Origin of the sequence: Bradyrhizobium sp. 2TAF36 (assembly GCF_052114925.1) — a bacterium.
GTDB lineage: Bacteria > Pseudomonadota > Alphaproteobacteria > Rhizobiales > Xanthobacteraceae > Bradyrhizobium > Bradyrhizobium barranii.
Genome location: NZ_JBFRFR010000048.1, coordinates 23,513 through 49,112, shown reverse-complemented (window position 1 = coordinate 49,112; position 25,600 = coordinate 23,513). Strand labels below are relative to the sequence as shown.

The window sequence follows — 25,600 nt, the reverse complement described above, 5'->3', positions numbered from 1 at the left end:
AGACACACACGGTCAATCATGAGCCCCGAGACGGATGTTTGAAGCAATTCATGAGCGCTCTCGCGGGACATCCGCGGCTCATCCCGGCCATCCGGGCGAAGGGCAGAGCGCCACGGAAAAATTCGATCTGCAGCGCGCTGTCGGGGAAGCTCGCGTGGTGTTCTCCGGCGCCGCAAACGGCACGGAGATCATCGACGTCTATCAGAAGTTTCCGATGGCCGTTGCCTTCCCGAATGTCGACGATCGTCGGCGCAAGGAGGCGGTCCTCATCAATACCTCGGGCGGTGTCGCAGGCGGCGACGAGATCAGGATCGAGGTGGTCGCTCAAGGCAATGCGTCGGTCGCGGTGACCACGCAGGCCGCGGAGAAGGTCTATCGGGCGCTGGATCGGCCTGCCCGAATCCGGACGCGGTTAACGGCGGAGGGAAATGCCCGGCTTGCGTGGCTTCCGCAAGAGACGATCGTCTTTAACCAAGCACGCATCGCGCGGCAGACCGAGATCGATGTGTGTTCGGGCACCGAATTGATTGCCCTCGAATGGCTCGTTCTTGGCCGCATCGAGAGCGGCGAGGAGGTTCTTGCCGGACATATCCTGGACAGTTGGCGCGTCAGGGTCGACGGCCGTCTGGTGTGGGCGGATGGCTTCCTCGCCTCCGACCAGGCGCTCCTGCAGCTTCGGAAGACGGCGCTGCTCTCGAACTGGAAGGCGATCGCGACAATGATCTATTTCGGTCCGGGTCTCGAGGCCCGGCTCGAGAGATTGCGCGAGATCGGTGCGTCGCTGGAATGCGCGTGCGGCGTCACGATCGTGGGCGCGATCATCGTGGTCCGGGTCGCCGCGATTGCAAGCGTGGATCTCAGGCGAGGTCTGCGCCGCTTCCTCGATCAACTCGACCATGAGCTCGGATCCGGTCCCTTCGGAGTGCCGAAGATGTGGTCCTGTTAGCAGCGCGGCCAAGTGGGAGGAGCATCTTGAATCTGACGCCACGGGAACGAGACAAGCTGATGATAGCCCTCGCCGCGATCGTTGCGCGCGGCCGGCTCGCGCGAGGCGTCAAGCTGAATTATCCCGAAAGCATCGCATTGATTTCGGATGCCATCATGGAAGGCGCCCGCGACGGACGATCGGTCGCGGATCTGATGTCCGAAGGTGGCCGGCTGCTGCGCCGCGACCAGGTCATGGAGGGCATCCCGGAAATGATCCGCGAGATCCAGGTGGAGGCGACGTTTCCGGACGGGACCAAGCTTGTCCCGGTGCACAACCCGATCCGATAGGAGCTGATGATGCGTATCATCCCGATTTGCGTCGCCGCGTTGAGCCTGCTTGCGGCGCCGGCCTTCGCTCATCCCATTCCGGGCGCGGGCAGCTCGTTCGACGCCGGTCTCGTCCATCCGTTCAGCGGCGCGGATCATCTGATTGCGATCACCTTGGTGGGAACGTGGAGCGCGCTCGTGGGCGGATCCGCGAGAGCGGTGTGGCCGCTGACCTTTCTGATCGCGATGCTGGGCGGCTTCGTCGCGGCAAGCGCGGGACTTCAGATGGGCTTTGTGGAGGCGGCGATCAGCCTCTCGGTGGTGGCACTGGGAGCGTTCGTTGCGTTCGAATTCAGGATGCCCGTCATGCTGGGCGCGGCGGCCGTCGGCCTGTTCGCGTTCTTCCATGGTCACGCCCACGGAACTGAAGCCGCCTCGATGCTTGTTCCCTACCTGATCGGCTTCACGACGGCGACCGCCGCTCTTCTCCTGACCGGCATGGTCATCGGGTTCTCGGGAGGAAACGCGGCCAGACGAAGTTTGCTTCGCGCGGCGGGCGTATGCGCCGGCCTTGTCGGGCTGCTGCTGCTTGGAGGCGTGGCATGATTCCCGGTGAGGTCATTCCGGCCGACGGCGACATCGTCCTGAACGGGGACAGGACCGGACCATCGATTGCCGTAGCCAACACCGGCGATCGGCCGGTCCAGGTGGGCAGCCATTATCACTTCGCCGAAGTGAACGCCGCACTCGCGTTCGATCGATCCCTTGCCCGTGGGTGCCGCCTCGATATCCCGGCCGGGACGGCCGTGCGGTTCGAGCCGGGCCAGTCGCGCGAGGTCTCATTGATCCCGTTTGCCGGAGCGCGACGCATCTACGGCTTCAGCGGCGGCGTGATGGGACCTCTGGAATCAGGCACCGATGCGTCCGGCTCCAACGAATAAGGTGAGGAAGACATGTCCCACACGATGAGCCGCGCGGCCTATGCGCAGATGTTCGGCCCCACGGTCGGCGACAGGGTGCGCCTGGCGGACACCGATCTGTTCATCGAGCCCGAGAGGGACCTCACGATCTATGGCGAGGAGGTCAAGTTCGGCGGCGGCAAGGTTATCCGCGACGGCATGGGACAATCGCAGCTCACGCGTGCGCAGGGGGCGGTCGATACGGTCATTACCAACGCGCTGATCCTCGATCACTGGGGAATCGTCAAGGCCGACATCGCGATCAGGGACGGGCTCATTGCCGCCATCGGCAAGGCGGGCAACCCCGACATCCAGCCGGGCATCTCGATCATCATTGGGCCGGGGACGGAAATCATCGCGGGTGAGGGCAAGATCATCACCGCCGGCGGAATGGATACGCACATTCACTTCATCTGCCCGCAGCAGATCGACGAGGCGCTCTTCTCGGGCGTCACGACCATGATGGGTGGTGGGACCGGACCCGCCGCAGGGACGACGGCGACGACCTGTACGCCGGGGCCATGGCACATCCATCGGATGCTCGAGGCGCTGGATGGGTTCCCGATGAACTTCGGCATTTTCGGCAAGGGCAATGCGAGCCTACCTGCGGGCCTGGTCGAGCAGATCGAAGCCGGCGCGTGCGGCCTGAAGCTGCACGAGGACTGGGGCGCAACGCCCGCATCGATCGACTGCTGCCTCTCTGTCGCGGACGACATGGACGTGCAGGTCATGATCCACACCGATTCCCTGAACGAAGGCGGGTTCGTCGAGCGCACGATCGCCGCGTTCAAGGGCAGGACCATCCATGCGGCCCATACGGAAGGGGCCGGCGGCGGGCATGCGCCTGATATCATCAAGGTCTGCGGCGAGAGCAACGTCATTCCAGCCTCGACAAATCCCACGCGCCCCTACACCGCGAACACGCTCGACGAAGCACTCGACATGCTGATGGTGACCCACCATCTGGACCGCCGCATTCCGGAGGATGTCGCCTTCGCGGAAAGCCGCATACGAAAGGAGACGATCGCCGCAGAGGACATCCTGCACGATCTCGGCGCGTTCTCGATCGTGTCGTCGGATAGCCAGGCGATGGGGCGGGTCGGCGAGGTGATCACCCGGACGTGGCAGACCGCCGACAAGATGAAGAAGCAGTTCGGGCGGTTACCGGAGGAGACCGGGCAGAACGACAATTTCAGGGCGCGGCGCTACGTCGCGAAATACACGATCAATCCGGCCATCGTGCAGGGAATGTCACGCCATGTCGGTTCGGTCGAGGTCGGGAAGCTCGCGGACATCGTGGTCTGGGATCCGGCGTTCTTCGGGATCAAGCCCGACATGGTCTTGAAATCAGGAATGATCGTCGCCGCGATCATGGGCGACCCCAATGCATCGATACCGACGCCTCAGCCGGAATATTACCGGCCGATGTTCGGGGCCTTTGGTCGTTCTCCCGGCAGAAATTCCGTGACCTTCGTCAGTCAGGCCTCGCTCGAAACGACGAGACAATTGGGCCTGGCAAAGCAACTCCTGCCGGTCTCGAACACGCGATCGATCGGCAAGCATTCCATGATCCTCAACGACGCGCTGCCTCGCATGGAGGTCGATGCCGAAACCTACGAGGTGCGGGCCGACGGACGGCTGCTCACGTGTCCGCCGGTGAATGTGGTCCCGATGGCGCAGCGCTATTTCATGTACTGACGCGTTGCCGGCATGGTGGTGCGATGACAGACCAGAGTTATGGACAGCAGGCGCTGGCGTTTCTGAGGCTGCAGAGCTGGCTCTCGCCGTCGTTCCCGAACGGGGCCTACAGCTACTCGCACGGACTGGAGTGGGCCGTGGAGGCCGGCTATGTCTCCGATCGGCGCAGCCTGGTCGATTGGCTCGAGGCCGACCTTTGCTACGGCTCCGGCCGAAACGAAGCCATCTTCTTCAGCGAAGCCTACCGATGCGTGGCCGAGGGCGCCGAGGACCAACTCCCGGATCTGGCCGAACTCGCAGCCGCTTCCCGCGGCACATCCGAATTCGTGCTCGAATCCGCACAGCAATCGTCTGCGTGCCTTACGACCCTTCGCAGCGTCTGGCCGGATCGAATTCTGGACATGTTCTCCGACCCGAAATGCCCGCCGGTGCTGGCTGTCCTGCTCGGAGCGCGAGCCGCGCGCGAACGGATTGCCGTCGACATCGCGCTGCCGGCATTCCTGCACAGCTACATCGCCAATCTGGTGAGCGCGGGGGTGCGATTGGTGCCTCTCGGACAGACCGATGGTCAGCTCGCCATCGCGGCGCTCGAGCTGCCGATCCTGTCGCGCAGTGAAATCGCAAGCCGCGAGACGGTCGACGATCTCGGTTCGGCAGGCGTGATGGTTGAGCTCGCGTCCATCGCACACGAGCTCCAATATACGAGGTTGTTTCGGTCATGAAGACGATTGAACGCGAGAGCAGGTCTCTCCGCACACCCGGCATTGCGGCGACCAACGGGCCGCTGCGCGTCGGCATCGGCGGCCCTGTCGGTTCCGGAAAGACGGCGCTGGTCGAGGCGCTGTGCAAGCACCTGCGCGACTTCTACGAGATTTACGTCATCACCAACGACATCTACACCAAGGAGGATCAGCTCATTCTGACGCGTGCGCAGGCATTGGCGGCGGAGCGCATCATGGGGGTGGAGACGGGTGGCTGTCCGCATACGGCCATACGGGAGGACGCCTCGATGAACCTGGCGGCGATCCACGACATGAACCTGAAGTTTCCGGATGCGGAGCTTTGCTTCGTCGAGTCGGGCGGCGACAATCTCGCCGCCACCTTCAGCCCGGAGCTTGCGGACCTGACCGTCTACGTGATCGACGTCGCCGCAGGAGAGAAGATCCCGCGCAAGGGAGGGCCGGGGATCATGCGATCCGATCTGCTGGTCATCAACAAGATCGACCTGGCTCCCATGGTGGGCGCGAACCTGGAGATCATGGAAGCGGATGCGCGGCGGATGCGAGGCGCGCGACCGTTCATCTTCTCCAATCTGAAGAGCGGCCAAGGTGTCGATGAGATTGCGGGCTTCATTCTGCAGAAGGGCGGGTTGTCCGCCGCGGCGCTGTCTGGAGGTGCCGATCGATGACGGATGATGACCAGGAGTTTGCCGGCGATCTCGCCAGGCTGCGCCGCAGCATCGACAATCTGGATGCGGCGATGGTGCACCTGCTCGCGGAACGCTTTCGCTGTACTGATGCGATCGGAGAGCTCAAGGCCAGACATGGACTGGAATCCCGGGATCCCAGACGTGAAGCGGTGCAATTGAAGCGGCTTCGCATCCTCGCCGCACAGAGCGGGCTCGATCCGGATTTTACCCGGAAGCTGCATGCCCTGGTCGTTCGAGAGGTCATCATCAATCATGAAGCGGTGAAGTTCGAGTCGGGAGCCGGCTAGGGCGACCAATGTCATCGCACGCCTGCTCCGGCGAAACGAGGTCCAGCCGAGAGCCGCCATCCCTGGGAGCCACATTTGTCGAATGATCTGCGCAACTGCGCCGCCGCTCTGGCGATCGTAGCGAGCTTCTGGACGCACCCCGCGATCGCGGACGAACCCGGAAACGCCGACTATGCGGCGCTGAACAAGGCGATCGTCGGTGGCAAGGAATTTCGCATGCTCGTCGACCTTTCAGCCTGTCAAGTTTACGGCACGGGCGCGGCGGGACCTCCGGTCAAGGCGAGCATGCGGTTTGACGAATACATGATCCAGCCTGACGGGACGATCGCTTTCGCGACGACCCATTTCACGGTGAGACCGGACAAGGCGGTCAGGGAATTCCTGTCGTTCAGGGTGCACCCAAACGGCAGGATCGAGGCGCGCACGATGGTCCTGGACGCCGTCAATGACGCCGTTCTCAAGGATACGGCATTCGATTGCGAGATTGGAAAAGGCGCGACATTCCACTGGTGATGCGCGGTCGTTACGCGGACTGGTCGACCAGGCTGCCGGGCTGCTGGCCCTTCTTCTCCAGCTCCTTTTCGATGGCGTCCCGGATCTTCTGCTCCACCGCCGCTTTCTGGTCCGGGGTCATGTTGGCGAGGTCGGCCTCGCTGAGATTCATGCTCTTCAGAATGGCAGCCCGCATACGGTCGAAGGGATTCATCTTCGCGTATTTCAGGAATTCCTGCACGACGCTGCTGTCGCCCGATGCGCCATCTTCGCTTGCTTGCGAGGGCCCACCATTGTCGGTCACCGACGGCTTCGATGCACCGGCCGATGAGCCGGCTTTTGCAGGCTGGTAGCCGAAGATTGATGCTCCTGCCGTGACTTGCATGTTCGGCCCCTCGAGACGATCGCGAAGGGCAAGCAACGTGCGTGCCAGATGCTTTCGTTCGATTTCCCGATGTTTCCGGGCTCGCGCTCATCGGCAACTTGAAAAAATTGCCGGTGCGGCGGTGTCGCCGGCAAAGTTTGCCCGGTCGCCTGCGGGAATTGCGTCGTCGCGCCTGCCGTCGGCACCGATCAGGTTGCCTTCATTCCGGCGCTCTCCGAGCGTCGCCAAAGGCCGAGCCTGAACCATAGCAGCCTGGCAGCGGTCGATGGCCATCGCACCTCCCAGGCCGGGCGCCGCGGTTTGTCCAGGCGCTCGGCAATCAGGAATGCACTGGTCGCGGCCATCGCCGGCAAATGCGCGCCTTGCATCGCCAACGGAACGAGCATCAGCGCCCAGCAGGCTCCGCAACACCAGATGCCCTGGGTGACGCCATATCCGAGAGCAGCCAGGTCGGCCCTGATTCCATAAGCCGCCAGCGGCGGCTGGTCGTGGCAGTGGTTCAGGCAGATCTGTTTCCCCGGGGAGAATTGCCAGACCAGGACGAGCGATCCCGCCAATGCGATCGTGACGATCGATGATGATTGCATCAGTTGCAGCGCCAGCACGGCCAGCACGATGGGAATGCCACAGGCAGCCCAGATGGCGCAATATCCGATCATGAAGAGCGCCATCGATCGCATGCGTCGGCGCGGCAGGCTTCGCGCACGCACGTGCCCAAGAGCGCCCGCGAGCATCGGCATCATCATCGCCGCGACCATCAGCATCCATTCGCCGGCGAGTCTTGCCGGCGAATAGAACGTCATGGCAAGGGCGAGCTTATCGAGCGACAGTGCCGGCCACACATCGCTGTTGCAGAAGGCGACGAGCCTGCGTTGATCTGACAACGCCACGACCGCCGCCCACGCGGCGGCAGCCGCGACGGTGAGCGGAATACGGATTTGCAGACGCTCGTAGGCCGCGGGCGTCATGAGCTGCCGTCAATCGCCCTGTCGGACAATGCTGATGCGGCCGACACTCACGTCGGCCGACTGCTGCACCGGCGCGACGGCCTGGAGGCGAACGCCGACCTTTGCGGGATCGGCATTGCCCGAACCGGCGAACTCCGAATAGGGCTTGGTAATGTTCAGCGCGTACGACAAGCCGTCTCCCGCGTGCCCGGTATCGCTCTCCGTCGCCTTGGTGATGCCGAACAGCCCGATGCTCCCGACCTGCCGCTCGAAGGACGGCGCGCCGTCCTTCCCCGCAAACTGCAGATAGACCTGCAGCACGGTGGCGTCGGAATATCCGCGCACATTCTCCAGATTGAGAAAGACCTGCTCCGCGCGCGCCCCGGGCGCGGGGCCCGCAGCCAGCCTGGCGGCAACTTTCGTATGCGTACGCGCATCGAGTTGCACGGAGGTCTCGGCACCTTTCCCTGCGACGGGAAGCGATTGTGCATTGGCGCCAAGCACCTCAACTGTTGCTCCAGTCGATCTCGCCATCGCGACCGCTCCGGATGATGTCGCTGTCCTGCCGGCGACGGCCGCCAATGGCGCGCCTGCCGGCGAGAAATCGCTGTAAGTATAGCCCACCCCGGCAAAGTCCGACATCTGTTCCGGCGTGTACTCCCACGGCGAGCCGTCGGGGAGAGGAACGACAAATTTGTGCTGGCCGAGGCTGGCAGGTCCCTTCTTCCAACTGGCTTCTTCCGGATCCGTGTTTTGGGAATCGCTCTGCCTCCAGCTTTGCCACAGCCGATCGATATTCGCGTGGTGCAGCCAGAAGATGGGATCCAGACCGGCCGTCACCGGTGACGACATCAGTCCCGGCAATGGCCTTGTGCTCGCCTCCGGGAACATCTTCTCGCCGCCGACAAGGCCGTGAACCTGGTCGTGCGGTTGACTTTCGATGTCGCCATGCTTGGTGCCGCCGTGCTCGAAGCCGGTGTCGATGCCACCGAAGCCGCGGTCGCCGCCACTTGCCACACCGGTGAACTCGTGAACGTCCATCGCGTCCAGGTTCACGGCGTCGAGCGGGACGAAGACTTTGCCGGGCTGCGAGGGATCGCCGGGTCCCCACCGCTGTTCAATAAAGAGGGGATTGTTACCTGTGCCGTCCGGCCAGTCCGGGCTGCCGAATGCCGGCGGCAAGCCATCCTGACCGGGTTTGAAGTAGTTCCAGTAGGGCAGGGTCCAGTCAGGCGGCCCGCCGAGCGTCACGACGGTCGAACGAATGAGCTTCTCAAACCCGATCAGATAGCCGCGGTGCCACGGCAGAAAATACCAGCTGCCGTGCTGACATTGCTGCCAGAACTCGTCGAAGTCGGCCTGGGCAGGAACCTGCTCGGCAGGCGCCTTGTAGCCGTAGAACTCCCACAGGCCCTGATGATAGCCGTGCATGCCGGCCCAGAAGCGCCAGCTGGTTCGATCGTTGAGCGGCTTCGGCCTCAATGCGCCAACCGCGCGCGCGTACCAGAGAATCGGATCCGCCCAGTCGCCGCCAAGCTCCCACACGTTCTGTCGAACCAGCATGCCGCTCTCCTTGTCGCTTGACTGCGGCGCCGGCCCGCCGAGAGAACGGGCAGGCGGCTCCGCCGGATTGATCTTGCTCTCATCCACCGGCTCGCTCTGAGAGCCGGCATCTTGGGTCACTCGGACTTCTGCCGAGGACGCTCCGCAATGGCCGCGGTCAGGAAAATAGACGAAAAATCTATGGTTGTGTAGTAGCGAATTCTAACCGTTAGCGCGAGCGGTCTTTGATCAGCCAGGCTCGGCCGCCGGAAATGCCTGCAACGACAGGAGAATAGCGGCGCATGAACGTGCGAGCTCACGGCCGGCAGCAATCTGCGACAAAACGCCGTTGATCCCGGTCGGCCGCGCGCGTCCTCAGAACGTTGTGATCGGCTTGCCGTCCGCCCCCACGAGACTCGACGGCGCCTCGCCGAACACCAGCCCGTCCGGCTGAAACTTGATCGTCTTGCCGCCCTCGACGAAGTCGGCGAAATTGCGCGGCGTGGCCGAGTGCACGCCGTTGGTCAGGAAGTCGTCGATCTCGTAGCAGGTGTCGGGCTTGCCGCCGGAGCCTTCGCCCAGAAACTTCTGGAAGGTCTGGCTCGTCACCTTGGCCTTCTTGCGCGCCGACCAGTTGGTGTAGCGGCGATAGAGCTTCGGCAGGATCACGGGGCCCTTGTCGGTCGCGAGCACGTCGGTCTCGTTCTTCCTGGGTTCGCGCAGGTCGAAGTCGAAGGCGAGAATCGTCTTGGCGAGATGCTTCCAGACCGGCAGCTTCTGCGCGCGTGCGGGCTTCGCAAGCGCGAGGAAGGCCTTGATCTCGTCGTCGTTCATCGAAGAATAGAAGGTCGGATAGGCAAAGCCCTGCTCCACTAGCCAGTGGTTGATGTCGATTTTCTTGCCGGCGACCGTCACCTCGATGTCGCCGACCAGCCGGCCATAGGTGTCGAACACCTCGTTCGGCGCATCGACATGGGTGAACACGCGGCAGGCGAGCGTCGGCCCGCCGGCGCTGCTGAGGAAGTCATGCAGCGCCTTGCTCGTCGTCGCGCCAAGAAACTGCCGGTAGGGGTGTGTGACCTCGTGATAGGCCTGCCGCTTGGCGTCGCTCAGGCCCTTCTTCTCGGCGGCCGAGAGCGGCGAGGGCTGATAATGCAGCTCCGGCGCGTCGATGCCCTGAAGGCGAATGGTGAGCTTGCCGTTCTTGATCGGCGCCGTCGCGGTCCGGCCCTTGACCTTGGCGCCCTCGAAGACGTGGGTCGGCTGGAACGGCACCGAGTCGTTCTTGCGGAAGCGGATCGCGTCAGGGACGACATTCACCACGACCTTGGTGGTGTCGGCGTCCGACCGGCCCTCCGGCCAGAACTGGCTGACATCGATGGTGCCTACGACCTCCAGCAGTCCAACGGGCATCGGGCGCTCCTGTCAAACGAACGCGGCGGTCGCCTCATCGAGGCGAGTCGCGCGCGCACTGGCAGGTAGCGGATCATCTTCGTGCGACAGGCCCGTGACGGGGCGCGGCCGCGAGACAGTGCAACGCGGCCTTCGAGCGGAGCGGGCGGGGCATGATTGGTCCGTCGTGCAACGCATGCTGTGGCGACGACGGACCATGCTAGATTGGTGCGGAAGCCTCCGCGCTGCTCCCGCTCGGAATCAGGGTCGATACGGACAGACCATCGTCAGGTGGAGCAGCGTCGGCGCCTGGTCCTCGCCGTTGTCGTATTCCCACTCCAGCCGGATTTCGTGCCGGTCGGCATAGGCGTCGCTCGCCGCGTGGGTGATGATGTTCGTCTTCATCGGGATCGGCGGCTCGGAATTGAAGCACTTCCGCACGCAGGCATCGAGCAGCGCGCATCGCGTCAGCGGGATCACGCCGGGCTCGTCCTTGGACAGCGGGACCGTATTCAACTGCGTGGTGAGGTCGACGCGAGCCCGTCCCTTCTCCTTGTGCCAGTACGCCGCGCTCCCGTCCGGCCATTTGTCCGCCGGCGTCAGGATCAGATGGTACTGGCCGTACTCCAGGGTCGGCACGTGGATGTCCGGCGACGCCTTGAGGATGTCCACGCTCCTCTGCATGTTCTCCAGAGGGAAATAATTGTCGTTCATCAAATCTTTGAATGAAGCCCCGGTGTAAGTTCTCGACCCCATCGTCTTTTCCCTCAATATGTCCTTGGCTTTGTGAAAATACATACAGCTCCGCGACGCCGGTTAGTTTTGCCAACCCGGCTTCGCCGAATATATGCCCCATCTTTGCTGGGATTTGCATAGGCTACCACTCAGGACTGTGTTTCGTCCAGATCGCCAACCGCACCGTGCTCCGCTAACGGCGATGGGCAAGTCCGATTGCTAAGCGGTTCTTGATAGGTATTCTTACCACGAGTTGCTCGCGGGCGCTGGACGACAGCGACGCCGCGATCCTTGAAGGCGCAGGAATGCATTGCTTCGCGTGCCAGTCGGCGATTGATTCGGACGATAGCTGGTGCTCCAAGTGTGGGGCGGCGGTACGTCGGCGTGCTGATCCCGACAGCGAGCGGCGGTTTGTGACAATTCTCCGAGCCGACGTCATCGACTCCACAGGGCTTGTTGCCGAATTGGAGCCGGAGGAGGCCGTCTCACGCCTGGAGCCAGCGCTGGCGGCCATGAGGGGCGCGGTACGCCAGTTTGGCGGCATCGTCAGCAAGGAGTTGGGGGACGGCTTGGCCGCTGTCTTTGGTGCCCCGATCGCCGACGACAACCATGCTCCGCTGGCCTGCCATGCGGCCATCGAGCTTGTCCGGCGGGTCGGCAGTCTTGGCGATCCCGGACTTCAGGTTCGGGTCGGCCTCCATTCGGGGCACGTCGTCGCCTATATGGTCGCCAGCGAGTTTTCCAAGGTCTACGAGATCGGAGGAGCCGCTCAGCATCTTGCCGCGAGGCTGGAGGCCGCGGCCGAGGCCAATCGGATCTACGTGTCGGAGGCCTGCCAGAAACTCGCGGATGGACATGTCCGATTCGAAGCCTTGGGTCGCAAGGTGCTGCGCGGTTTCAACGAGCCGCTGCCGGTCTACCGTGTCGTCGGAGCGAGCGACCTTTCAAGCTGGCGGGTGCGACGAGCGCGGAGCGTTTCGCGGTTTGTCGATCGCACGACTGAGCGGGCCCTTTTGGCACGTGCCGCGGAGAGGTCCAGTGCAAGCCGGCAGACGGTCCTGCTGATCGGCGATGCAGGCATCGGAAAATCGCGGCTCGCGCATGAGTTCGCCCAGGAGCTCAAGGCCGATGGCTGGCGGCTGATTGACGCCGAGTGTAGTCCGAACCTTCAGGGCGTGCCGTTCAGCGCGCTCAAGCGCACCATACTTTCGATCTTCGAAGTTGCCGCCAGAGATTCGGATAGTCTGGTCGACATCCGAAAGGAGTTGCCGGCAATCCATCAGCTCGCGATCGATTCCATATTGGATATTCCGGTCGCGGATCATCGCTGGAGTGAGCTGGAGCCTTACGCGCGCGCGCGTGCCATTTCCGATGCAAGTTGCGCCATCGTGCAAAGCCTGGCCTTTCAACAGCGTACGGTTCTTCTCATCGAGGACCTGCACTGGATCGACCGAGCCAGCGATGCGGTTGTTGCTGCAATCGCGTCGTTACAGAGTCCCAACCTGATAGTTTTTCTCACGAGCAGGCCGAACGGCATGCCCGAGTGGATCGCACGCTGCCATGCGGAAGTGATTGCAATGCGCCCCCTGGATGACGATTCGGGATTGGCCATGTTGGCCGATATGCTCGGACCGTCGGCGATGAACACCGATTTGAAGAACCGGATCATCTCTCATACTGCCAACGTTCCTCTATTTCTCGAGGAAGTCTGCCGTGGACTGAAAGATAGTGGCACGCTTCGCGGTCAGTGGGGTGACCTTGCGCTCGTTCGACCTATTGACGAGCTCGGCATCCCTACCAGCATTCAGGGGGTGATTGCGGCGCGGCTCGATCGTGTCTCAAGGCAGGAGCGCTCGGTTCTCCAAATAGCGGCGGCGCTGGGGCCGCGCTCAAGCGTGATGATGCTGCGGAACGTCGCCGCGCTGCCCGAAGACATTCTCCAGGATTGCCTCGGAGCGCTCGACCGAGCCGAGATCCTCGTGAGGATCGATAGTGAACTTGAGGACTCGATCGAGTTCCAGCACGAGATGGTCCGCCAAGTGACCTACGAGTCGATGGTCGAAAAGGTGCGCGAGAACATACATGGGCGAATACTTGCGGCCTTCGAAAGCGACGAGACATGGAGCGACGGTCCTGACACGCTTTGCTATCACGCGATGCGCGCGAAGGATTGGCTGAAAGCGTTCGGGTACGGGAGAGGTGCCGCGCAGAAATGTCTTGTGCGCTCGGCGTATGCCGATGCGGTCGACTATTTCGGGATCGCGATGAGTTCGCTCGACAAGATGCCGATGACTCTCTCGCGGGAGGCAGATGCAATTGACCTCCGGATGGAGGCGCGAATGGCATTCATCTGGTCCGGTCAGGTTGCCGAGTGGATCGATCTCGGAAAAGAGGCCGAACGCCGGGCTAGTGGAATTGACGACATCGGAAGAAAGGTCGCCGCCATGACCGTCATGGCGGGTGGACAGAATTTCTACGGAACGCCAACTGAAGCGGTTGCGCTCGGCCAGGAGGTCGTTGGCCTCGCCGAGAAGTCAGGCAACCCGGGTTGGCGCAACCTTGCACAATACAATCTGGGACAGGCCTATTTTCTCGCCGGTCGATATCGCGAAGCGGAGCAGATGTTGGCGCAAGGCCGCGCTAATCTCATGGGACCCGAAGCGAGCGCGCCGTTTGCCACTCCCCCAAAATACACACTGCTCCTCTGCTGCATGATGAAGAGCTTCACCCACACCGTCATGGGCGAACTCGACGCCGCCGAGCAGTTCCAGCAACAAGCTTCGGCGATCGCGGAAGAGACCAACCGCCCCTACGACCGCGTCGCCGCCGCCTATAGCGGCGGCTGGCTGATGCTCGGCCGCAACGAGCCGGCCGCGGCCGCTGCCATTCTCGAAGACGGGTTCGTGCTGGCGCAGAAGCACGGCATCCGGCTGTTCGTGCCGGTGCTCGCCTGTCATCTCGGCATCGCCTATCTGGAGCAGGGGCTGTTCGACCGGGCGCGCGGCATGCTGGCCGAGGCGCGCGAGGAGGCGAAGGCGGTCGGCTATACCTCGGCGGTGCTGCGCAGCTCGATCTATCTTGCGCTCGCAACCTTCCGCCTCGGCGACGTCCAGGCCGCGCAGAACATGCTGCGCGAGGCGCGCAACACCGCTCGCCAGCAGGGGTTTTCCGGCCTCGAGGCCGAGGCCCTGCTCGGCGAGGCCGTGGTGACGCCGCCGACGGATGCGGCGAACAAGGCCGCGATCATCGTCGCCTTGCGCGCGGCCATCGCGATCGCCTCCGAGAGCGGCGCGCTGCCGCTCCAGCACAAGGCCGAGGCGATGCTGACCGAGATGCTTGCCCGGGGCGGCGAGCTGACCTGACCCTGCTCCCTCCCTGGCGTGCGATCGTACCGCCGGGCTGATTTTTTGCCCGACGGGCCGTTTGAGTTTCGCAGGCAAAGCAAGGACTTAAGAGACCGTCTCTACTGTGCATGGGGTTGTTTTCGACATCTTGCAGGGACGACCACCACCTCCCGCCGGCGCCGTTCAAGGTCTCATGACTTGCCGGACGCGGTCTGTGCGCCCCGATGACGAAGCCCCTTGCACGGACGCCAAGGTCGGCTACCGTCGGCACTAGCCGCAGGGCCAGGTGACTTTTGATCTACATTTTTTAGCATTCGATCTTTCGGCGCCGCGACGGCGCGACGCCCACCGGACGAGGCGGGGCCATGAGCACACGGGACCAGTCAGCTTTGTTGGCGCCGGTCGAGCGCGATTTGCGCCTCGATCTCTTCCGCGGCATCGGGTTGTGGATGATCTTCCTCGATCACATCCCGCACGACGTCGTGGCCTGGCTGACCTTGCGCAATTACGGCTTCAGCGACGCCGCCGAGTTCTTCGTCTTCATCTCCGGCTATCTGGTCGGCTGGATCTACGGGCCGATCGTCGCCGGCGGCTGGTTTCTCGCCGCGCTGAAGCGGCTGTGGCGGCGCGCGGGCGAGATGTACGTTGCCCACATCATGCTGTTCCTGCTGTTCACTGCGCAGATCGCGCGAACGGTCAGGAGGTTCGACAACCCGATGTATGCGGACGAGTTCAACGTTCACAATTTTCTCGACCATCCGGACATCCTGATAGGTCAGGCGCTCTCGCTGCGCTACAAGCCGGTCAATCTCGACGTGCTGCCGCTCTACATCACGCTGGTGCTCGCCGCGCCCTTCATCGTGTGGGGCCTGGTGCGCCGGCCGAACCTGACGCTGGCTGCCTCCGTGGTATTGTATGTGTTGGCGCGCCGGTTCGACTGGAACATCGCCTCCTATCCGCCGGGCACGACCTGGTACTTCAACCCGTTCTGCTGGCAGCTGATGTTCGTGTTCGCCGCCTGGTGTGGCGTCGGCCAGATCGACAAGATCGCAACATGGGTGTGGTCGAAGGCGGCGATGACGCTGGCCGCGGCCTGGCTCGCCTTCGCATTCCTGATCGTGATGACCTGGCACATCCCTGCGCTCGAGGCGCTGATCCCGAAATGGATGATCAAGGCGATCTACCCGATCGACAAGACCGACCTCGACATGCTGCGCTTCACGCACTTTCTGGCGGTGGCGATCTGGATGACCTATTTCATCCCGCGCCACTGGAAAGCGTTGCATTTGAAATGGCTGCACCCGGTCATCCTCTGCGGCCAGCATTCGCTGCCGATCTTTTGCCTCAGCGTGTTCCTGTCGTTCTCGGCGCATTGGATCCTGATGCAATACACCAGGGGCGTCTGGGAGCAACTCGCCGTTTCGTTCGCCGGCTTCGCCATCATGTTCGGGGCGGCGTGGCTGCTCGACCGCGCCGAGCGGGTGCCCAGCCTCTTCGTCAAGGTGACGGATGTCGACGACGAGCGGGAGGCCGCCGCCGAAGGCGCGCCGGTAACGATCATCGGCGCGGCTCCGGCTCGCCGCTGAGAACACATCGCGTCGCCGGGACGATTTTTCGGGAGAGATGCATGTCGAGATTCTTATTAACGATTGCCGGCGCCCTCCTGCTCCTCGTCTGCAACGCGTCGGCGCAAGCGCCGTCGCCCGAGGCGATGGATGCTGCGCGAAAACTCGTCGCCACGCTGAAGATCGCAGATCAGTATCGCGCGGCGCTCCCGCAGCTCCTGCTCAAGCTGAGACCCGTGGTCGCACAGGACCGGCCTGAGATCGAGCGCGATTATGACGCAATGACGGCGCCGGGCTCCGATATCTACGCGCCGTTCTTTGCCTCGCTGATCGACCAGATCGCCGCTCTCTATGCCCAAAACTTCACCGTCGACGAGCTGCGCCAGATCGAGGCGTTCTATGCCCAGCCTGCAGGCCGGAAGTTTATGGAAAAGTCCGATGCGCTGGCGCAGGCGAGCGCGCAGATCGGCCAGGACGTTAACCAGAAGGCCGCAGATGAACTAAAGCTGCGCCTCATCGAGGCGCTGCGCCAGAAAGCGCACAAGCCGTAGACCGTCATGCTCAGTGAATCGCGGCGTACATGATCCTTTCCTCCGTCGCCTCCAATGCGGAGAACTCCTCCACGACCTTGCCCTGGCGCGAAACCAGGATGCGGTCGGAGAGCGCCATGATCTCGGGCAGGTAGGATGAGATGACCACGACCGCCTTGCCCTCGTCGGCGAGCTGGTTGATCAACTCGTGGATCTCGACGATGGCGCCGACGTCGACGCCGCGCGTCGGTTCGTCGAAGATGATCAGGTCGGGCTCCTGAACCAGCGATTTGGCGATCACGACCTTCTGCTGATTGCCGCCGGAAAGCTCGACCACCTTGCCGTCGTTGCCGATCGCGCGAACCTTGAGCCGTTCGATCCAGGTCCTGCCGATCGCCTCGTTCTCTCGCCGCGACAGCAACATGCGGCCCTTGGGAAATTTCGACAGAAGGCCGAGATAGATGTTGCGTGCGATCGAGGACGTCTCGAAGAAGCCTTCGACCTTGCGGTCTTCAGTCACATAGGCGATGCCGGCCTGCACCGCCGGCGCCGGCACCCGGTAGCGCACCGGCTTGTCGTGCAGCAGGATCTCGCCGCCATGGAAGAAGTCGCGCTTCAGCACGCCGGAGACGATCTTGAACGTTTCGGTGCGGCCTGCGCCGACGAGGCCGAACACGCCGGTGATCTGCCCGGCGAACACCGACAGCGAATTGTTCTTCACCATCGGCGCCATCTTCAGGTTCTGCACGGTGAGCACGCGCGCGCCGGGCGACCGCACGTTGCTCTTTCGCGCACCGTAGAGCGTGTTGGAGAGGTCGCGCCCGACCATGGCCTGCACGATCGCCGCGCGGTCGAAGTTGGCGGCATCGTCGGTGACGACGTGCTTGCCGTCGCGCAGAACCGTGATGCGGTCGGCGAGCAGCAAAGCTTCTTCCAGGGCGTGCGAGATGAAGACGATCGAGACGCCGCGCTTCTTGAGATCGCGGACGAGGTCAAAGAAGTATTTCTTCTCTTCCGGCGTCAGCGACGCCGTCGGCTCGTCGAAGATGATGACCTTGGCGCGGTGCAAAACCGCGCGCGCGATCTCCACCATCTGCTTCTTGGCGGCGCCGAGGCCGCCGACGGTGGCGGTCGGCGTGACGTCGAAATTGAGTGATTGCAGGAACTGCTGCGCAGCGATGTAGATGCCGCGCAGGCGATTATAGAACTTCTCCTGCCCGAGAAACAGATTCTGCGCGACAGTCATGGTCGGCACCAGGCTGTTTTCCTGGAACACCATGGCGATGCCGAGATTGCGCGCCTCCAGCGGTGTCCGTGGTACGACGTCGGCGCCGTCGATCGTCATGGTCCCTGACGTCAGTGTCACCACGCCGGCCATCACCTTGGTCAGTGTCGATTTGCCGGCGCCGTTCTCGCCGACCAGCGCGTGGATCTCGCCGCGGCGGAGGTCGAAGTCGACCCCGTCGATGGCGGGCACGCCGGCGTAAAGTTTTGTGGCCTTGCGCAGCGAGAGTGCGATGTCGCTCATGAGCGGAACTCCTCGGCAAGACCGGACAGCGGCAGTCGCAGCACGCGGCCCGGTCCCTTGGCGATCAGGACGAGATCGCCGCCCATCTCGATCGCCGCAACGATACCGTGATTGGCGCCGTCGACCCGGCTGTGCAGTGAATAGAGCGGCTGGCCATCTGCATCGAGTCGGATGACGAGGCCATAGGAGCGCGGCGGCGCCCACGGCTTGATCACGCCCATGGTCTTGATGTGTGCACCCTGCATCGGCTCCTTGAACGAGAAGCCCGAGCGCAGGCGTGGGGCAACCCAATACGCCGGATCGATCTCCGCCATCATGCGGCGCCGGTAGGCCGGCTCGCGCAACACGAACTCGATGAGCTGGGTGCGCGCCGTGAAGGCGGTGAGCCAGTAGCCGCCGCCCGCCGCCTTCGACAGCCGCGAGGGGTAGACGGGAAGGTGAGCGAGCACGGTCCGCGGCGGTGCGCCCGGCGCAACAAGGACGAGCCGGTGGCGCCAGCTCTCGCTGACCAGCACGCTGTTGCCATGCACGCAGGCACCGAAGGCATGGCCGAGCCCCTGAGCCAGCGGTGTCACGGTCTTGCTGGCGGGATCCAGCCTGAACACGCGGCCGCTCCGGTTGAGCTCCATCAGGTCGCGTGCCCAGTCATCGACGCCGCATGTCGCCGAGCCGTCCGTCGCGATCAGCGCGTTGTCGCTCGCGAGCGTCAGTGCGTTGACGGCATTGAACGCGCCATCCGCAAACGTCACGCTTGGCTGCTCGGCCGAGGGGCTTGCGTAGAGCCGCACCTCGCGTCCCCCGAGCGCAACCGCAAGACCACCGCCGGGCAGGGCACACAGCGCGGAGATCGGGCGCTCGAAGCTGCGGACCTCCGAGGCCGTGCCGCCATCCAGGCGCAGCAAACGCTCACCGTCCGCGATGAAGAGGTTGCTTCCGTCGGTGGCGAGATCCTGCGGCGCCTCGCATGTCAGCGAGGTTTCGGCCGATTCCAGCTTCTGGTTGGGCTTCAACGCGCCGTCGAAGGACGGTACGGTGATGGTGGCGTCGCCGCGCCCGAGAAAGCGGTTTGCGAACTCCCTGACGGCGGCGATCACGATTGCTTCCCCCATCGCTTGTCGTACTGGACGAAGTTCGGATCGGCATTGTCGAGCTTGTAGCGGCCGATCCGGTTGTTCAGGATGCCGCCGAGATAGAGATAGCCGCGATGCTCACGCATCGATGTGATCATCGGATGGTTTTCGCCGCGCAGGTCCCAGAACGATTCGACGATCTTGCCCTGCTCGTTGAACTTGACCACGCAGCCGGTGTTGATGTTGGGGAACAGCCATTCGTCCACCGGCACGCGCTTGCCCATGCGGCGGCGGAAGCCGGGCATCTTCCAGGCGAGGTCGAGCGAGGGGCTGCGCATGCCGACCAGCGCCAGCCAGTAATTGCCGTCGGAGGCGAGGTTGATGTTATCGGGGTAGCCCGGCAGATTGTCCATGACGACCTCGACCTTGCCCTTCTTTGACCCTGCGAACCAATAGCGCTTGATCGAGCAGCCGAAGGTTTCGGCGAACAGAATCGACTGGCCGTCGCTGGCGACGCAGATGCCGTTGGGGAATTTGAGGCCGCGCAGTTCGGTGCGCGTCACGCCGGTCTTGGTGTCGTAGGAGATGATGCGGCCGTTGCCACGCGCCTCGAGGCCGTCGATCGGCCACTCGTCCATCTCGTAACGCACGGTGGCCTCGGAGAAGAAGATCAGCCCGTCGTCGGTGATGTCGAGGTCGTCGGCGAGCCGCAGGCGGCTGTCGTCGTTGACCGAGCGCATGCTGCGATTGGTCTCGTCGGTCGCCTTTTCCACCGTGCCGTCAGGCTTGATCCGGTAGAGCCCCATGCCGCCGATGCAGACGTAGAGATTGTCCTCGCGGTCGAAGGCCATGCCGAGTGGTTGGCCGCCGATATGGGCGAACACCTCCATCTTCTGATAGTCGGGCGCGAGGAAGCGCATGATGTCGCCGTGGCGCGAACCCGCATAGAGATTGTCGTGGCGATCGAGGATGACGTCCTCAGGTGCCTCGATGCGGCCGAGGCCAATCGACTCGACGTTGCGCAGCTTGTCGTTCTGCTCGAACGGGCCGCCTTGCCCGATCTCGGTCGGCGGCGGTGGCGGCAGCGCGTGATAGGTGGGGGCCACGTAGACCTTACTGATGATGCGCGTCCGATTCTTCTGCCAGCGGATGTCGACCATGGCAGCAACGAGCAGGATGCCGGCAAGCGCCATCCGGTTGACGCCGCCACGTGCATTCATGGTCGTCAGGCCATTGGTGATCAGGAGCACGATCAGCACCCCGACCGCCGATTTGGCGACCGAGCCCTTACCGCCGCCGAGCGTGATGCCGCCCAGTACCGTCGCGGTCAGAACGATCACCTCCAGGCCAACGCCGATGTCGCCACCGACGGTGCCGAGCCGGGACGCGAAGAACAGCGCACCGATGCTGGTGAGCACGCCGCTTGCGACGTAGCAGAGCGCGATGGTGCGGCGGACGGGGATTCCGGAATTGTACGCCGAGCGACGCGAGCCGCCGATCGCGGTGATGTGCCAGCCCGGTCGCAGCCGGGTCATGAAGATATGGCCGAAGATGGCGATGACGATATAGACGAGCGCCACGGTCGGAATGCCGAAGATGCTGCCGCTGCCGATGAAATCCCAGGACGGAATGTCGGGGAAGGCCGACGCGATCGCGTTGGAGTAGCGCTGGATCAGGAGATCGTAGGCCGAGCGGTAGATGATCAGGGTGATCAGCGTGGTGATGAAGGCCCGCAGTCGCAAATATCCGATCAGGATGCCGTTGACGGCGCCGAGCAGTGAGCCGCAGAGCAGGGTGGCGGCCACGACCGCCGGGACCGGCCAGCCCAGCACGTCGAGCAGATAGAGGGCACAGAAATCGGTCAGTGCGAAGATCGAACCGACTGAGAGATCGATGCCGCCGACGATGACCACCAGCGCCAGCCCGAGCGCGATGAAGCCGATCTCTCCAGCCTGGCGCGCGGTGTCGGCAAGGCTCGCTGGCGACAGGAAATTGTCGATGGACCGGCTGAGCGCGAGGCCGACGATCAGGAGGAGGATGACCGGGATAGCTGTCTCGGTCCATCGCTTGGACAGGATTTCACCGAGGAGATGATCGGGCCAGTAGCGGTAACGCAGGCTTGTCAGAGTGTCGCGCATCGGAATTCCGGGACCTTGCAAGTTTCGAGACCACGTCCCGGACGTGAGATCGTCCGGGACGCCAGGGTCTTGCGTCGCGACAATTATTTCTTGAGGTCGCTGAGATTCCAGCACGCCATCTGGCTATCGGCGTTCTCCTTGGTGATCGGAATCAGCGTGGTGTATTCCGAGCCCTTGACGGAGCCGGGCTTGATGCCCGACGACAGCAGCCACTTGATGGTGCCGGCCATCTGCGCGGCCTGGGTCGGCACGTCGTAGCTCATGTTGAGATCGAATGCGCCCGACTTCACCAGTTCGCAGGCGCCCTTGCGCTCGCCGCCGCCGGAAGTTGCCACGAACACCTTGCCGGTGAGGCCGGCCTCCTTGACCGCGGCCGCGGTGCCGATGTCCATGCCGTCCCAGAAGCCGACGATGCCGCAGAGATCGGGATTCTGCTTCAGCACCGTCTGCGTGATCGCCTTGGCCTTGGCAGCATCCCAATCGGCGGCCTGGCTGGACACCACCTTGATCTCAGGATGCTTGGCGAGCACGTTCTCGACGCCCTTGAGCGTATAGGCGCTCGCGGCCGCAGACAGCGCGCCCTGGATGATCGCGATCTTGTTGGACTTGCCCTCGCAGGCCTTGACCACGCCTTCAGTCTGGCGTTCGCCGATCTCGACCCAGTTCGCGCCGACGAAGGCGGAGCTACGATAGGCAGAGCCCATGTTGATCTGGATGACGTAGATGCCTTCGTTCTCGGCGCGCTGCAGCAGCTTGGCGTAGGTCTGCACGTCCGGATTATGAACCACCATCACCGCCGGCTTCTCCGAGATCAGCGAGGTGACGGCCTGCGCGCCGGCGTTGGTATTCCAGTTGGCGTCGCGGATCACGAACTTGACGCCGAACGGCTCGAGCTCCTTCTTCAGTCCGGCATACCAGCCCTCCGTGAGGTCGAAGTTCATGGCGACCGGCACATAGGCCACGGTCTTGCCGGCCAGTGCCTCCTTGAACGGCTTCTGGAACGGCTCATCCAGACCCTGCTGGGCGAGGRCCGGTGCGGTCATTGCCGCAAGACCCAGTGCGGCAACAATTGCCTTTGTCGGGTTGCCGAAATGCTTCATTGCTTCCTCCTTGGTTGTGGTTGTCGTTATTGTTGGATCGCTTAGATGTCGCCCTGTTGTGCCGTTTCCTCGTTGCGCGGATTCAGGAAGGAATCCGTGATGACGGCGAGCAGCAGCACCACGCCCTTGATGAGATTCTGCCCGGCGTAGGAGATGTCCATGATGGTCATGCCGTTGAGCATCGTGCCGATCACGAGTGTGCCGATCACGACGTTGAGCACGCCGCCGCGGCCGCCTGACAACCCGATGCCGCCGAGCACGACGACCAGGATGACGTCATAGATCAGCGTCGAGTTGAAGATGCGGGTCGGCATCGAGTTGACGGATGCCGCCATCACGAGGCCGGCAAAGCAGCCGATCAGGGCGGTGATCACATATTGCAGGACGATGATCGGGCGAGAGGGAATGCCGGTGACACGCGCGGCATAGGGGTTGTCACCGATCGCATAGATATAGGCGCCCCAGCGCGTCTGGCGCAGCAGGAACGCGACCACGATGCAGGCGATTGCGAACATCCAGATCGACGTCGGAATGCCGAGAATGGTGCCTTGTCCGAGCCGCTCGAAGCCGTCCATGCCCGGGCTCCATTGCACGACGTCGAGCTGGAACAGCGCGGTCTGCCCGAGCCCGGCCAGCAACAGGCCCGTTGCCAGCGTCGCAAACAGCGAAGGGACTTCGGCATAGGCGATCAGCCAGCCGTTGACGAGGCCAAAGGCAATCGTGAGCAGGACGGCGGTCAGCAGCGCGGCCGGTAGCGAATGACCGTTCTGCACCATCTGGAGCACCAGTCCCGGCGGCACCGCAAGGGCTGCGATCAGCGAGATGTCGATGCCGCGTCCGATCACGACGATTGCCATGGCAAGGCCGAGGATGCCGAGCACTGCCACGTTCTGGAGCAGCGTCAGCATGTTGTCCGCCGTCAGAAAGCCGCGCAGGGAGATCGAAAACACAAGGAACAGCAGCGCAAAGACTGCGAAGACGATCTCTTGCTGATTGAAACGAAAGCGCTTCATCCCCGTCTTGCCTTTCTTCGACCCGGCTGTTGCGCGACCGTCAGGACGATCGGTTCTCGATGCGATAGGTTTGTGGAAGCGTTGCAAGGCTTTCGACGAGCATCTTTGTTCGATCCAGATCACCAGAATGGACCGAGATGCTGACGACTGTGTTGAGCTTCTCGTCTTTCTCGACGAGGATATCTGCCGCGGTGTCGGGGCCGAAGATGCGATCGATCTCGGTCCTGACCTTTTCCCGGACGGCGAGATCGCGAAGCGTGGGCTTGAAGATCTTCCCGACGGCGGTAACCGGAAGAGCTTCGAGCAGGACGACGCGCTTTGGCCTCGCAGGAGGCTCATTGACGTTGTGTTCGAGATGCTCGCGCAATTGCGTCAGATCGATTGTCTGTCCGGGGGAGGGCACCACGAAGAGAACTGGAACCTCTCCCGCGTAGGCGTCGGGCATGCCGACGGCCGAGCTCATCTGGACACCGGGGAAGGCGTTCGCGACGTCCTCGATTGCGGCAGGGTCGATGTTGTGACCGCTTCGTACAATGAGGTCCTTCTCGCGCCCCGTCAGCACGAGGCGTTGATCCGGGGTGAGATAGCCGACGTCGCCGGTGACGATCCAGTGGTCGTCGGTGAGCACGCCGTTGTTGTGCTGGGGATCGACGTATCCGGGAAACACCTGCGGTCCCCTCACGAGGACAAGACCGCTGGTGAGAGGCGGACACTCTGTCTTTAGTTCGGCATCAGTCAGAGCGACGATTTTGGTCTTTGCGAACGGCGCCCTGAAGCCGACGCTGCCTTGCACGGGAGTACCACGGCCGGGATTGAAAGCGATCGCGGCCGCGGTTTCTGTCATCCCGTAGGTCTCGAACAAGGTAATCCCGGTCCGCGCCTGAAACCTGTCGCTGACAGCCTTGGGAGCCACGGCCCCGCCGGTGAGCGCCATGCGAACGGTGCTGACATCGGAGGACCCGATCGGCACCTCGGCAAGAGCGGCAATCGACGTCGGCACTCCGCTCACGATGGTCGCGCGAAACCGCTCCACCGTGTGCCAATAGTCGCGAATCGCATCGGGACTTCTGAGGCTGTACGGCGAGGGAATGATCACGTGGCCGCCGGCTGCGAGGATCGACAGGCCGAGCGTTATGGTGCCGCCGACGTGAAACAGCGGAAAACCGTTCACGGCGGCATCCAGCTCATCCAGTCCGTGGACCTGAGCAAAGCCCCAGGCCGCATGGATCTGGTTGCCATGTGTCAGCCGAACCAGCTTAGGTCGTCCGGTGGTCCCGCCGGTGTGGAAGAGGGCGCAGATCGCATTGCGATCGGTCGAAGGTGCGAAGTCCAGTGTGCCGCGCGCGCTCGCGGCCGTCTCATTGAAGTTTAGAAATCCTCCAGGCAGCGGACCGTTCGCGCCCATCACAAAAATGGTCTTCAGCGACGGGACGCGTTTCGCGACATTGGCGGCCTTGGCCCAGATCGCGCGATCGGCCGCTTCGGCCGGGATCACCAGCACCGTCGCGTTCTGCGCCTCGAGCAGGTCGACGATTGCGTCTTCGTTCAGGAGATAGTTGATCGAGCTGGCGACGCCCGCGACCTGGGCGCCGAGCAATGCGGGGAACAGTGGCGGCAGGATCGGACAGAGGAACGCGGCGGTCCCACCGCTCTCGCGGATCCCGTGCGACCGGAACAGATTGGCCGCGCGGATGATCTCCGCAAGCAATTGCCGGTGCGTCAGCGTCGCGTCGCCCGGCTCGCGCGAGCCTTTGGTCAGCACCGTTAGTGCGGGCCGATCGGGATGCAGGTGCGCCGTGGCTTCGAAGAGATCCAGCAGATTGCGGGAAGGGACCAGCGAATCGTAAGGCCGCTGCTCCAACGCCTCTATATCGGCGATGGTTTTGACCGGCTGCGTGAACCGCGTTGTGATTTGCGATGACAAGGCGCTGCTCACGGGCATCGCCATTCGGGCGGCACGGCAAGCTGTGCAGCAGTTGACTGGACCTGACGCAAGCGAACGTTTCCCGCCTATTTTGTGGACTGCTTTTTGTTCTTCATAGGCCACATGCCGGAGCGCGGCTTGCTCCGGAGCGCAAAGCTTTTGCTTCTCCGCGCAAACGGTCTTGCGTGTAGGCGGCGGCCCTCTAGAATCTCGACGCGTGGCCAGCTTGTGCGATGCACAAACGACGTTCATCATGGCGGCGCAACGG

23 protein-coding genes are annotated in these 25,600 nt (G+C 63.3%); 12 read left to right on the top strand and 11 right to left on the bottom strand.

What is annotated here, in order from left to right:
* Positions 1-34: 34 nt before the first annotated feature.
* From AB4Z51_RS26615 to AB4Z51_RS26575, 9 genes are all read left to right on the top strand, one after another.
* Positions 35-946, top strand: coding sequence for an urease accessory protein UreD (locus tag AB4Z51_RS26615; protein WP_441498316.1), 912 nt, complete (start codon positions 35-37; stop codon positions 944-946).
* A 26-nt stretch (positions 947-972) separates the two neighbouring features.
* Entirely contained in the window at positions 973-1,275 is a 303-nt protein-coding gene (locus tag AB4Z51_RS26610; RefSeq protein WP_028148889.1) for an urease subunit gamma, read from the top strand.
* A 39-nt stretch (positions 1,276-1,314) separates the two neighbouring features.
* Positions 1,315-1,860 carry a HupE/UreJ family protein gene (locus AB4Z51_RS26605; protein ID WP_354244714.1) on the top strand — a complete coding sequence of 182 codons (546 nt, stop codon included), beginning with the start codon at positions 1,315-1,317 and terminating at the stop codon, positions 1,858-1,860.
* Positions 1,857-2,195: an urease subunit beta gene (locus tag AB4Z51_RS26600; RefSeq protein WP_354244711.1), complete on the top strand. Its 339-nt coding sequence runs from the start codon at positions 1,857-1,859 to the stop codon at positions 2,193-2,195. The genes AB4Z51_RS26605 and AB4Z51_RS26600 overlap by 4 nt, the downstream gene beginning before the upstream one ends.
* Positions 2,196-2,207: 12 nt before the next feature.
* A complete protein-coding gene (ureC, locus tag AB4Z51_RS26595) occupies positions 2,208-3,911 on the top strand; it encodes an urease subunit alpha (protein ID WP_441498315.1) in 1,704 nt (567 codons plus the stop codon).
* Positions 3,912-4,048: 137 nt separating this feature from the next.
* Complete coding sequence (locus tag AB4Z51_RS26590; protein ID WP_441498314.1) at positions 4,049-4,633, top strand: urease accessory protein UreF; 585 nt, start codon at positions 4,049-4,051, stop codon at positions 4,631-4,633.
* Complete coding sequence (ureG, locus tag AB4Z51_RS26585) at positions 4,630-5,319, top strand: urease accessory protein UreG (RefSeq protein ID WP_208088984.1); 690 nt, start codon at positions 4,630-4,632, stop codon at positions 5,317-5,319. Before AB4Z51_RS26590 ends, ureG begins: the two co-directional genes overlap by 4 nt.
* Positions 5,316-5,627 (top strand): chorismate mutase, encoded by a 312-nt coding sequence (locus tag AB4Z51_RS26580; protein WP_441498313.1) that lies wholly within the window; start codon positions 5,316-5,318, stop codon positions 5,625-5,627. Before ureG ends, AB4Z51_RS26580 begins: the two co-directional genes overlap by 4 nt.
* 75 nt (positions 5,628-5,702) lie before the next feature.
* Positions 5,703-6,140: a VirK family protein gene (locus AB4Z51_RS26575; RefSeq protein WP_441498312.1), complete on the top strand. Its 438-nt coding sequence runs from the start codon at positions 5,703-5,705 to the stop codon at positions 6,138-6,140.
* Between the two features lie 10 nt (positions 6,141-6,150).
* Here AB4Z51_RS26575 and AB4Z51_RS26570 read toward each other — a convergent pair whose 3' ends face one another.
* The 5 genes from AB4Z51_RS26570 to AB4Z51_RS26550 all read right to left on the bottom strand — a co-directional run bounded on the left by AB4Z51_RS26570 (position 6,151) and on the right by AB4Z51_RS26550 (position 11,141).
* Positions 6,151-6,504, bottom strand: coding sequence for a hypothetical protein (locus tag AB4Z51_RS26570; RefSeq protein ID WP_441498311.1), 354 nt, complete (start codon positions 6,502-6,504; stop codon positions 6,151-6,153).
* Between the two features lie 188 nt (positions 6,505-6,692).
* Positions 6,693-7,472, bottom strand: coding sequence for a copper chaperone (locus tag AB4Z51_RS26565; protein WP_441498310.1), 780 nt, complete (start codon positions 7,470-7,472; stop codon positions 6,693-6,695).
* A gap of 9 nt (positions 7,473-7,481) precedes the next feature.
* Positions 7,482-9,014 carry a tyrosinase family protein gene (locus AB4Z51_RS26560; protein WP_231143850.1) on the bottom strand — a complete coding sequence of 511 codons (1,533 nt, stop codon included), beginning with the start codon at positions 9,012-9,014 and terminating at the stop codon, positions 7,482-7,484.
* Positions 9,015-9,368: 354 nt separating this feature from the next.
* The gene (locus AB4Z51_RS26555; protein ID WP_441498309.1) at positions 9,369-10,406 is read right to left on the bottom strand and encodes a thermonuclease family protein; all 1,038 of its coding nucleotides are present in this window, start codon (positions 10,404-10,406) and stop codon (positions 9,369-9,371) included.
* A 240-nt stretch (positions 10,407-10,646) separates the two neighbouring features.
* On the bottom strand, positions 10,647-11,141 hold the full coding sequence (locus tag AB4Z51_RS26550; RefSeq protein WP_028148879.1) for a hypothetical protein: 495 nt from the start codon (positions 11,139-11,141) through the stop codon (positions 10,647-10,649).
* 284 nt (positions 11,142-11,425) lie between these two features.
* On the opposite strand from AB4Z51_RS26550, the gene AB4Z51_RS26545 reads away from it, so the two are divergent.
* The 3 genes from AB4Z51_RS26545 to AB4Z51_RS26535 all read left to right on the top strand — a co-directional run bounded on the left by AB4Z51_RS26545 (position 11,426) and on the right by AB4Z51_RS26535 (position 16,580).
* Positions 11,426-14,482, top strand: a complete 3,057-nt coding sequence (locus tag AB4Z51_RS26545) for an ATP-binding protein (RefSeq protein WP_441498331.1) — start codon at positions 11,426-11,428, stop codon at positions 14,480-14,482.
* Positions 14,483-14,829: 347 nt separating this feature from the next.
* Positions 14,830-16,050, top strand: coding sequence for an OpgC domain-containing protein (locus AB4Z51_RS26540; RefSeq protein ID WP_441498308.1), 1,221 nt, complete (start codon positions 14,830-14,832; stop codon positions 16,048-16,050).
* A gap of 41 nt (positions 16,051-16,091) precedes the next feature.
* Positions 16,092-16,580: a DUF2059 domain-containing protein gene (locus AB4Z51_RS26535; protein WP_441498307.1), complete on the top strand. Its 489-nt coding sequence runs from the start codon at positions 16,092-16,094 to the stop codon at positions 16,578-16,580.
* A 10-nt stretch (positions 16,581-16,590) separates the two neighbouring features.
* Here AB4Z51_RS26535 and AB4Z51_RS26530 read toward each other — a convergent pair whose 3' ends face one another.
* The 6 genes from AB4Z51_RS26530 to AB4Z51_RS26505 form a co-directional block, all read right to left on the bottom strand.
* The gene (locus AB4Z51_RS26530) at positions 16,591-18,087 is read right to left on the bottom strand and encodes a sugar ABC transporter ATP-binding protein (protein WP_441498306.1); all 1,497 of its coding nucleotides are present in this window, start codon (positions 18,085-18,087) and stop codon (positions 16,591-16,593) included.
* Entirely contained in the window at positions 18,084-19,181 is a 1,098-nt protein-coding gene (locus AB4Z51_RS26525; RefSeq protein ID WP_441498330.1) for a hypothetical protein, read from the bottom strand. Before AB4Z51_RS26525 ends, AB4Z51_RS26530 begins: the two co-directional genes overlap by 4 nt.
* On the bottom strand, positions 19,178-21,295 hold the full coding sequence (locus AB4Z51_RS26520) for an ABC transporter permease subunit (RefSeq protein ID WP_441498305.1): 2,118 nt from the start codon (positions 21,293-21,295) through the stop codon (positions 19,178-19,180). The genes AB4Z51_RS26525 and AB4Z51_RS26520 overlap by 4 nt, the downstream gene beginning before the upstream one ends.
* An 83-nt stretch (positions 21,296-21,378) precedes the next feature.
* Complete coding sequence (locus tag AB4Z51_RS26515; protein WP_441498304.1) at positions 21,379-22,395, bottom strand: sugar ABC transporter substrate-binding protein; 1,017 nt, start codon at positions 22,393-22,395, stop codon at positions 21,379-21,381.
* A gap of 41 nt (positions 22,396-22,436) precedes the next feature.
* Positions 22,437-23,408: an ABC transporter permease gene (locus tag AB4Z51_RS26510; protein WP_441498303.1), complete on the bottom strand. Its 972-nt coding sequence runs from the start codon at positions 23,406-23,408 to the stop codon at positions 22,437-22,439.
* Positions 23,409-23,448: 40 nt separating this feature from the next.
* On the bottom strand, positions 23,449-25,587 hold the full coding sequence (locus AB4Z51_RS26505; RefSeq protein ID WP_441498302.1) for an AMP-binding protein: 2,139 nt from the start codon (positions 25,585-25,587) through the stop codon (positions 23,449-23,451).
* Positions 25,588-25,600 lie beyond the last annotated feature (13 nt).

Bases quoted from the DNA above. Each gene is read 5' to 3' on its own strand.
- ureG (WP_208088984.1), top strand. From the start codon at position 4,630: ATGAAGACGATTGAACGCGAGAGCAGGTCTCTCCGCACACCCGGCATT.
- AB4Z51_RS26535 (WP_441498307.1), top strand. From the start codon at position 16,092: ATGTCGAGATTCTTATTAACGATTGCCGGCGCCCTCCTGCTCCTCGTC.
- AB4Z51_RS26530 (WP_441498306.1), bottom strand. From the start codon at position 18,087: ATGAGCGACATCGCACTCTCGCTGCGCAAGGCCACAAAACTTTACGCC.
- AB4Z51_RS26505 (WP_441498302.1), bottom strand. From the start codon at position 25,587: ATGATGAACGTCGTTTGTGCATCGCACAAGCTGGCCACGCGTCGAGAT.
- AB4Z51_RS26565 (WP_441498310.1), bottom strand. From the start codon at position 7,472: ATGACGCCCGCGGCCTACGAGCGTCTGCAAATCCGTATTCCGCTCACC.
- AB4Z51_RS26520 (WP_441498305.1), bottom strand. From the start codon at position 21,295: ATGCGCGACACTCTGACAAGCCTGCGTTACCGCTACTGGCCCGATCAT.
- AB4Z51_RS26540 (WP_441498308.1), top strand. From the start codon at position 14,830: ATGAGCACACGGGACCAGTCAGCTTTGTTGGCGCCGGTCGAGCGCGAT.
- AB4Z51_RS26550 (WP_028148879.1), bottom strand. From the start codon at position 11,141: ATGGGGTCGAGAACTTACACCGGGGCTTCATTCAAAGATTTGATGAAC.
- AB4Z51_RS26580 (WP_441498313.1), top strand. From the start codon at position 5,316: ATGACGGATGATGACCAGGAGTTTGCCGGCGATCTCGCCAGGCTGCGC.
- AB4Z51_RS26555 (WP_441498309.1), bottom strand. From the start codon at position 10,406: ATGCCCGTTGGACTGCTGGAGGTCGTAGGCACCATCGATGTCAGCCAG.
- AB4Z51_RS26545 (WP_441498331.1), top strand. From the start codon at position 11,426: ATGCATTGCTTCGCGTGCCAGTCGGCGATTGATTCGGACGATAGCTGG.
- AB4Z51_RS26570 (WP_441498311.1), bottom strand. From the start codon at position 6,504: ATGCAAGTCACGGCAGGAGCATCAATCTTCGGCTACCAGCCTGCAAAA.
- AB4Z51_RS26600 (WP_354244711.1), top strand. From the start codon at position 1,857: ATGATTCCCGGTGAGGTCATTCCGGCCGACGGCGACATCGTCCTGAAC.
- AB4Z51_RS26510 (WP_441498303.1), bottom strand. From the start codon at position 23,408: ATGAAGCGCTTTCGTTTCAATCAGCAAGAGATCGTCTTCGCAGTCTTT.
- AB4Z51_RS26615 (WP_441498316.1), top strand. From the start codon at position 35: ATGTTTGAAGCAATTCATGAGCGCTCTCGCGGGACATCCGCGGCTCAT.
- ureC (WP_441498315.1), top strand. From the start codon at position 2,208: ATGTCCCACACGATGAGCCGCGCGGCCTATGCGCAGATGTTCGGCCCC.
- AB4Z51_RS26560 (WP_231143850.1), bottom strand. From the start codon at position 9,014: ATGCTGGTTCGACAGAACGTGTGGGAGCTTGGCGGCGACTGGGCGGAT.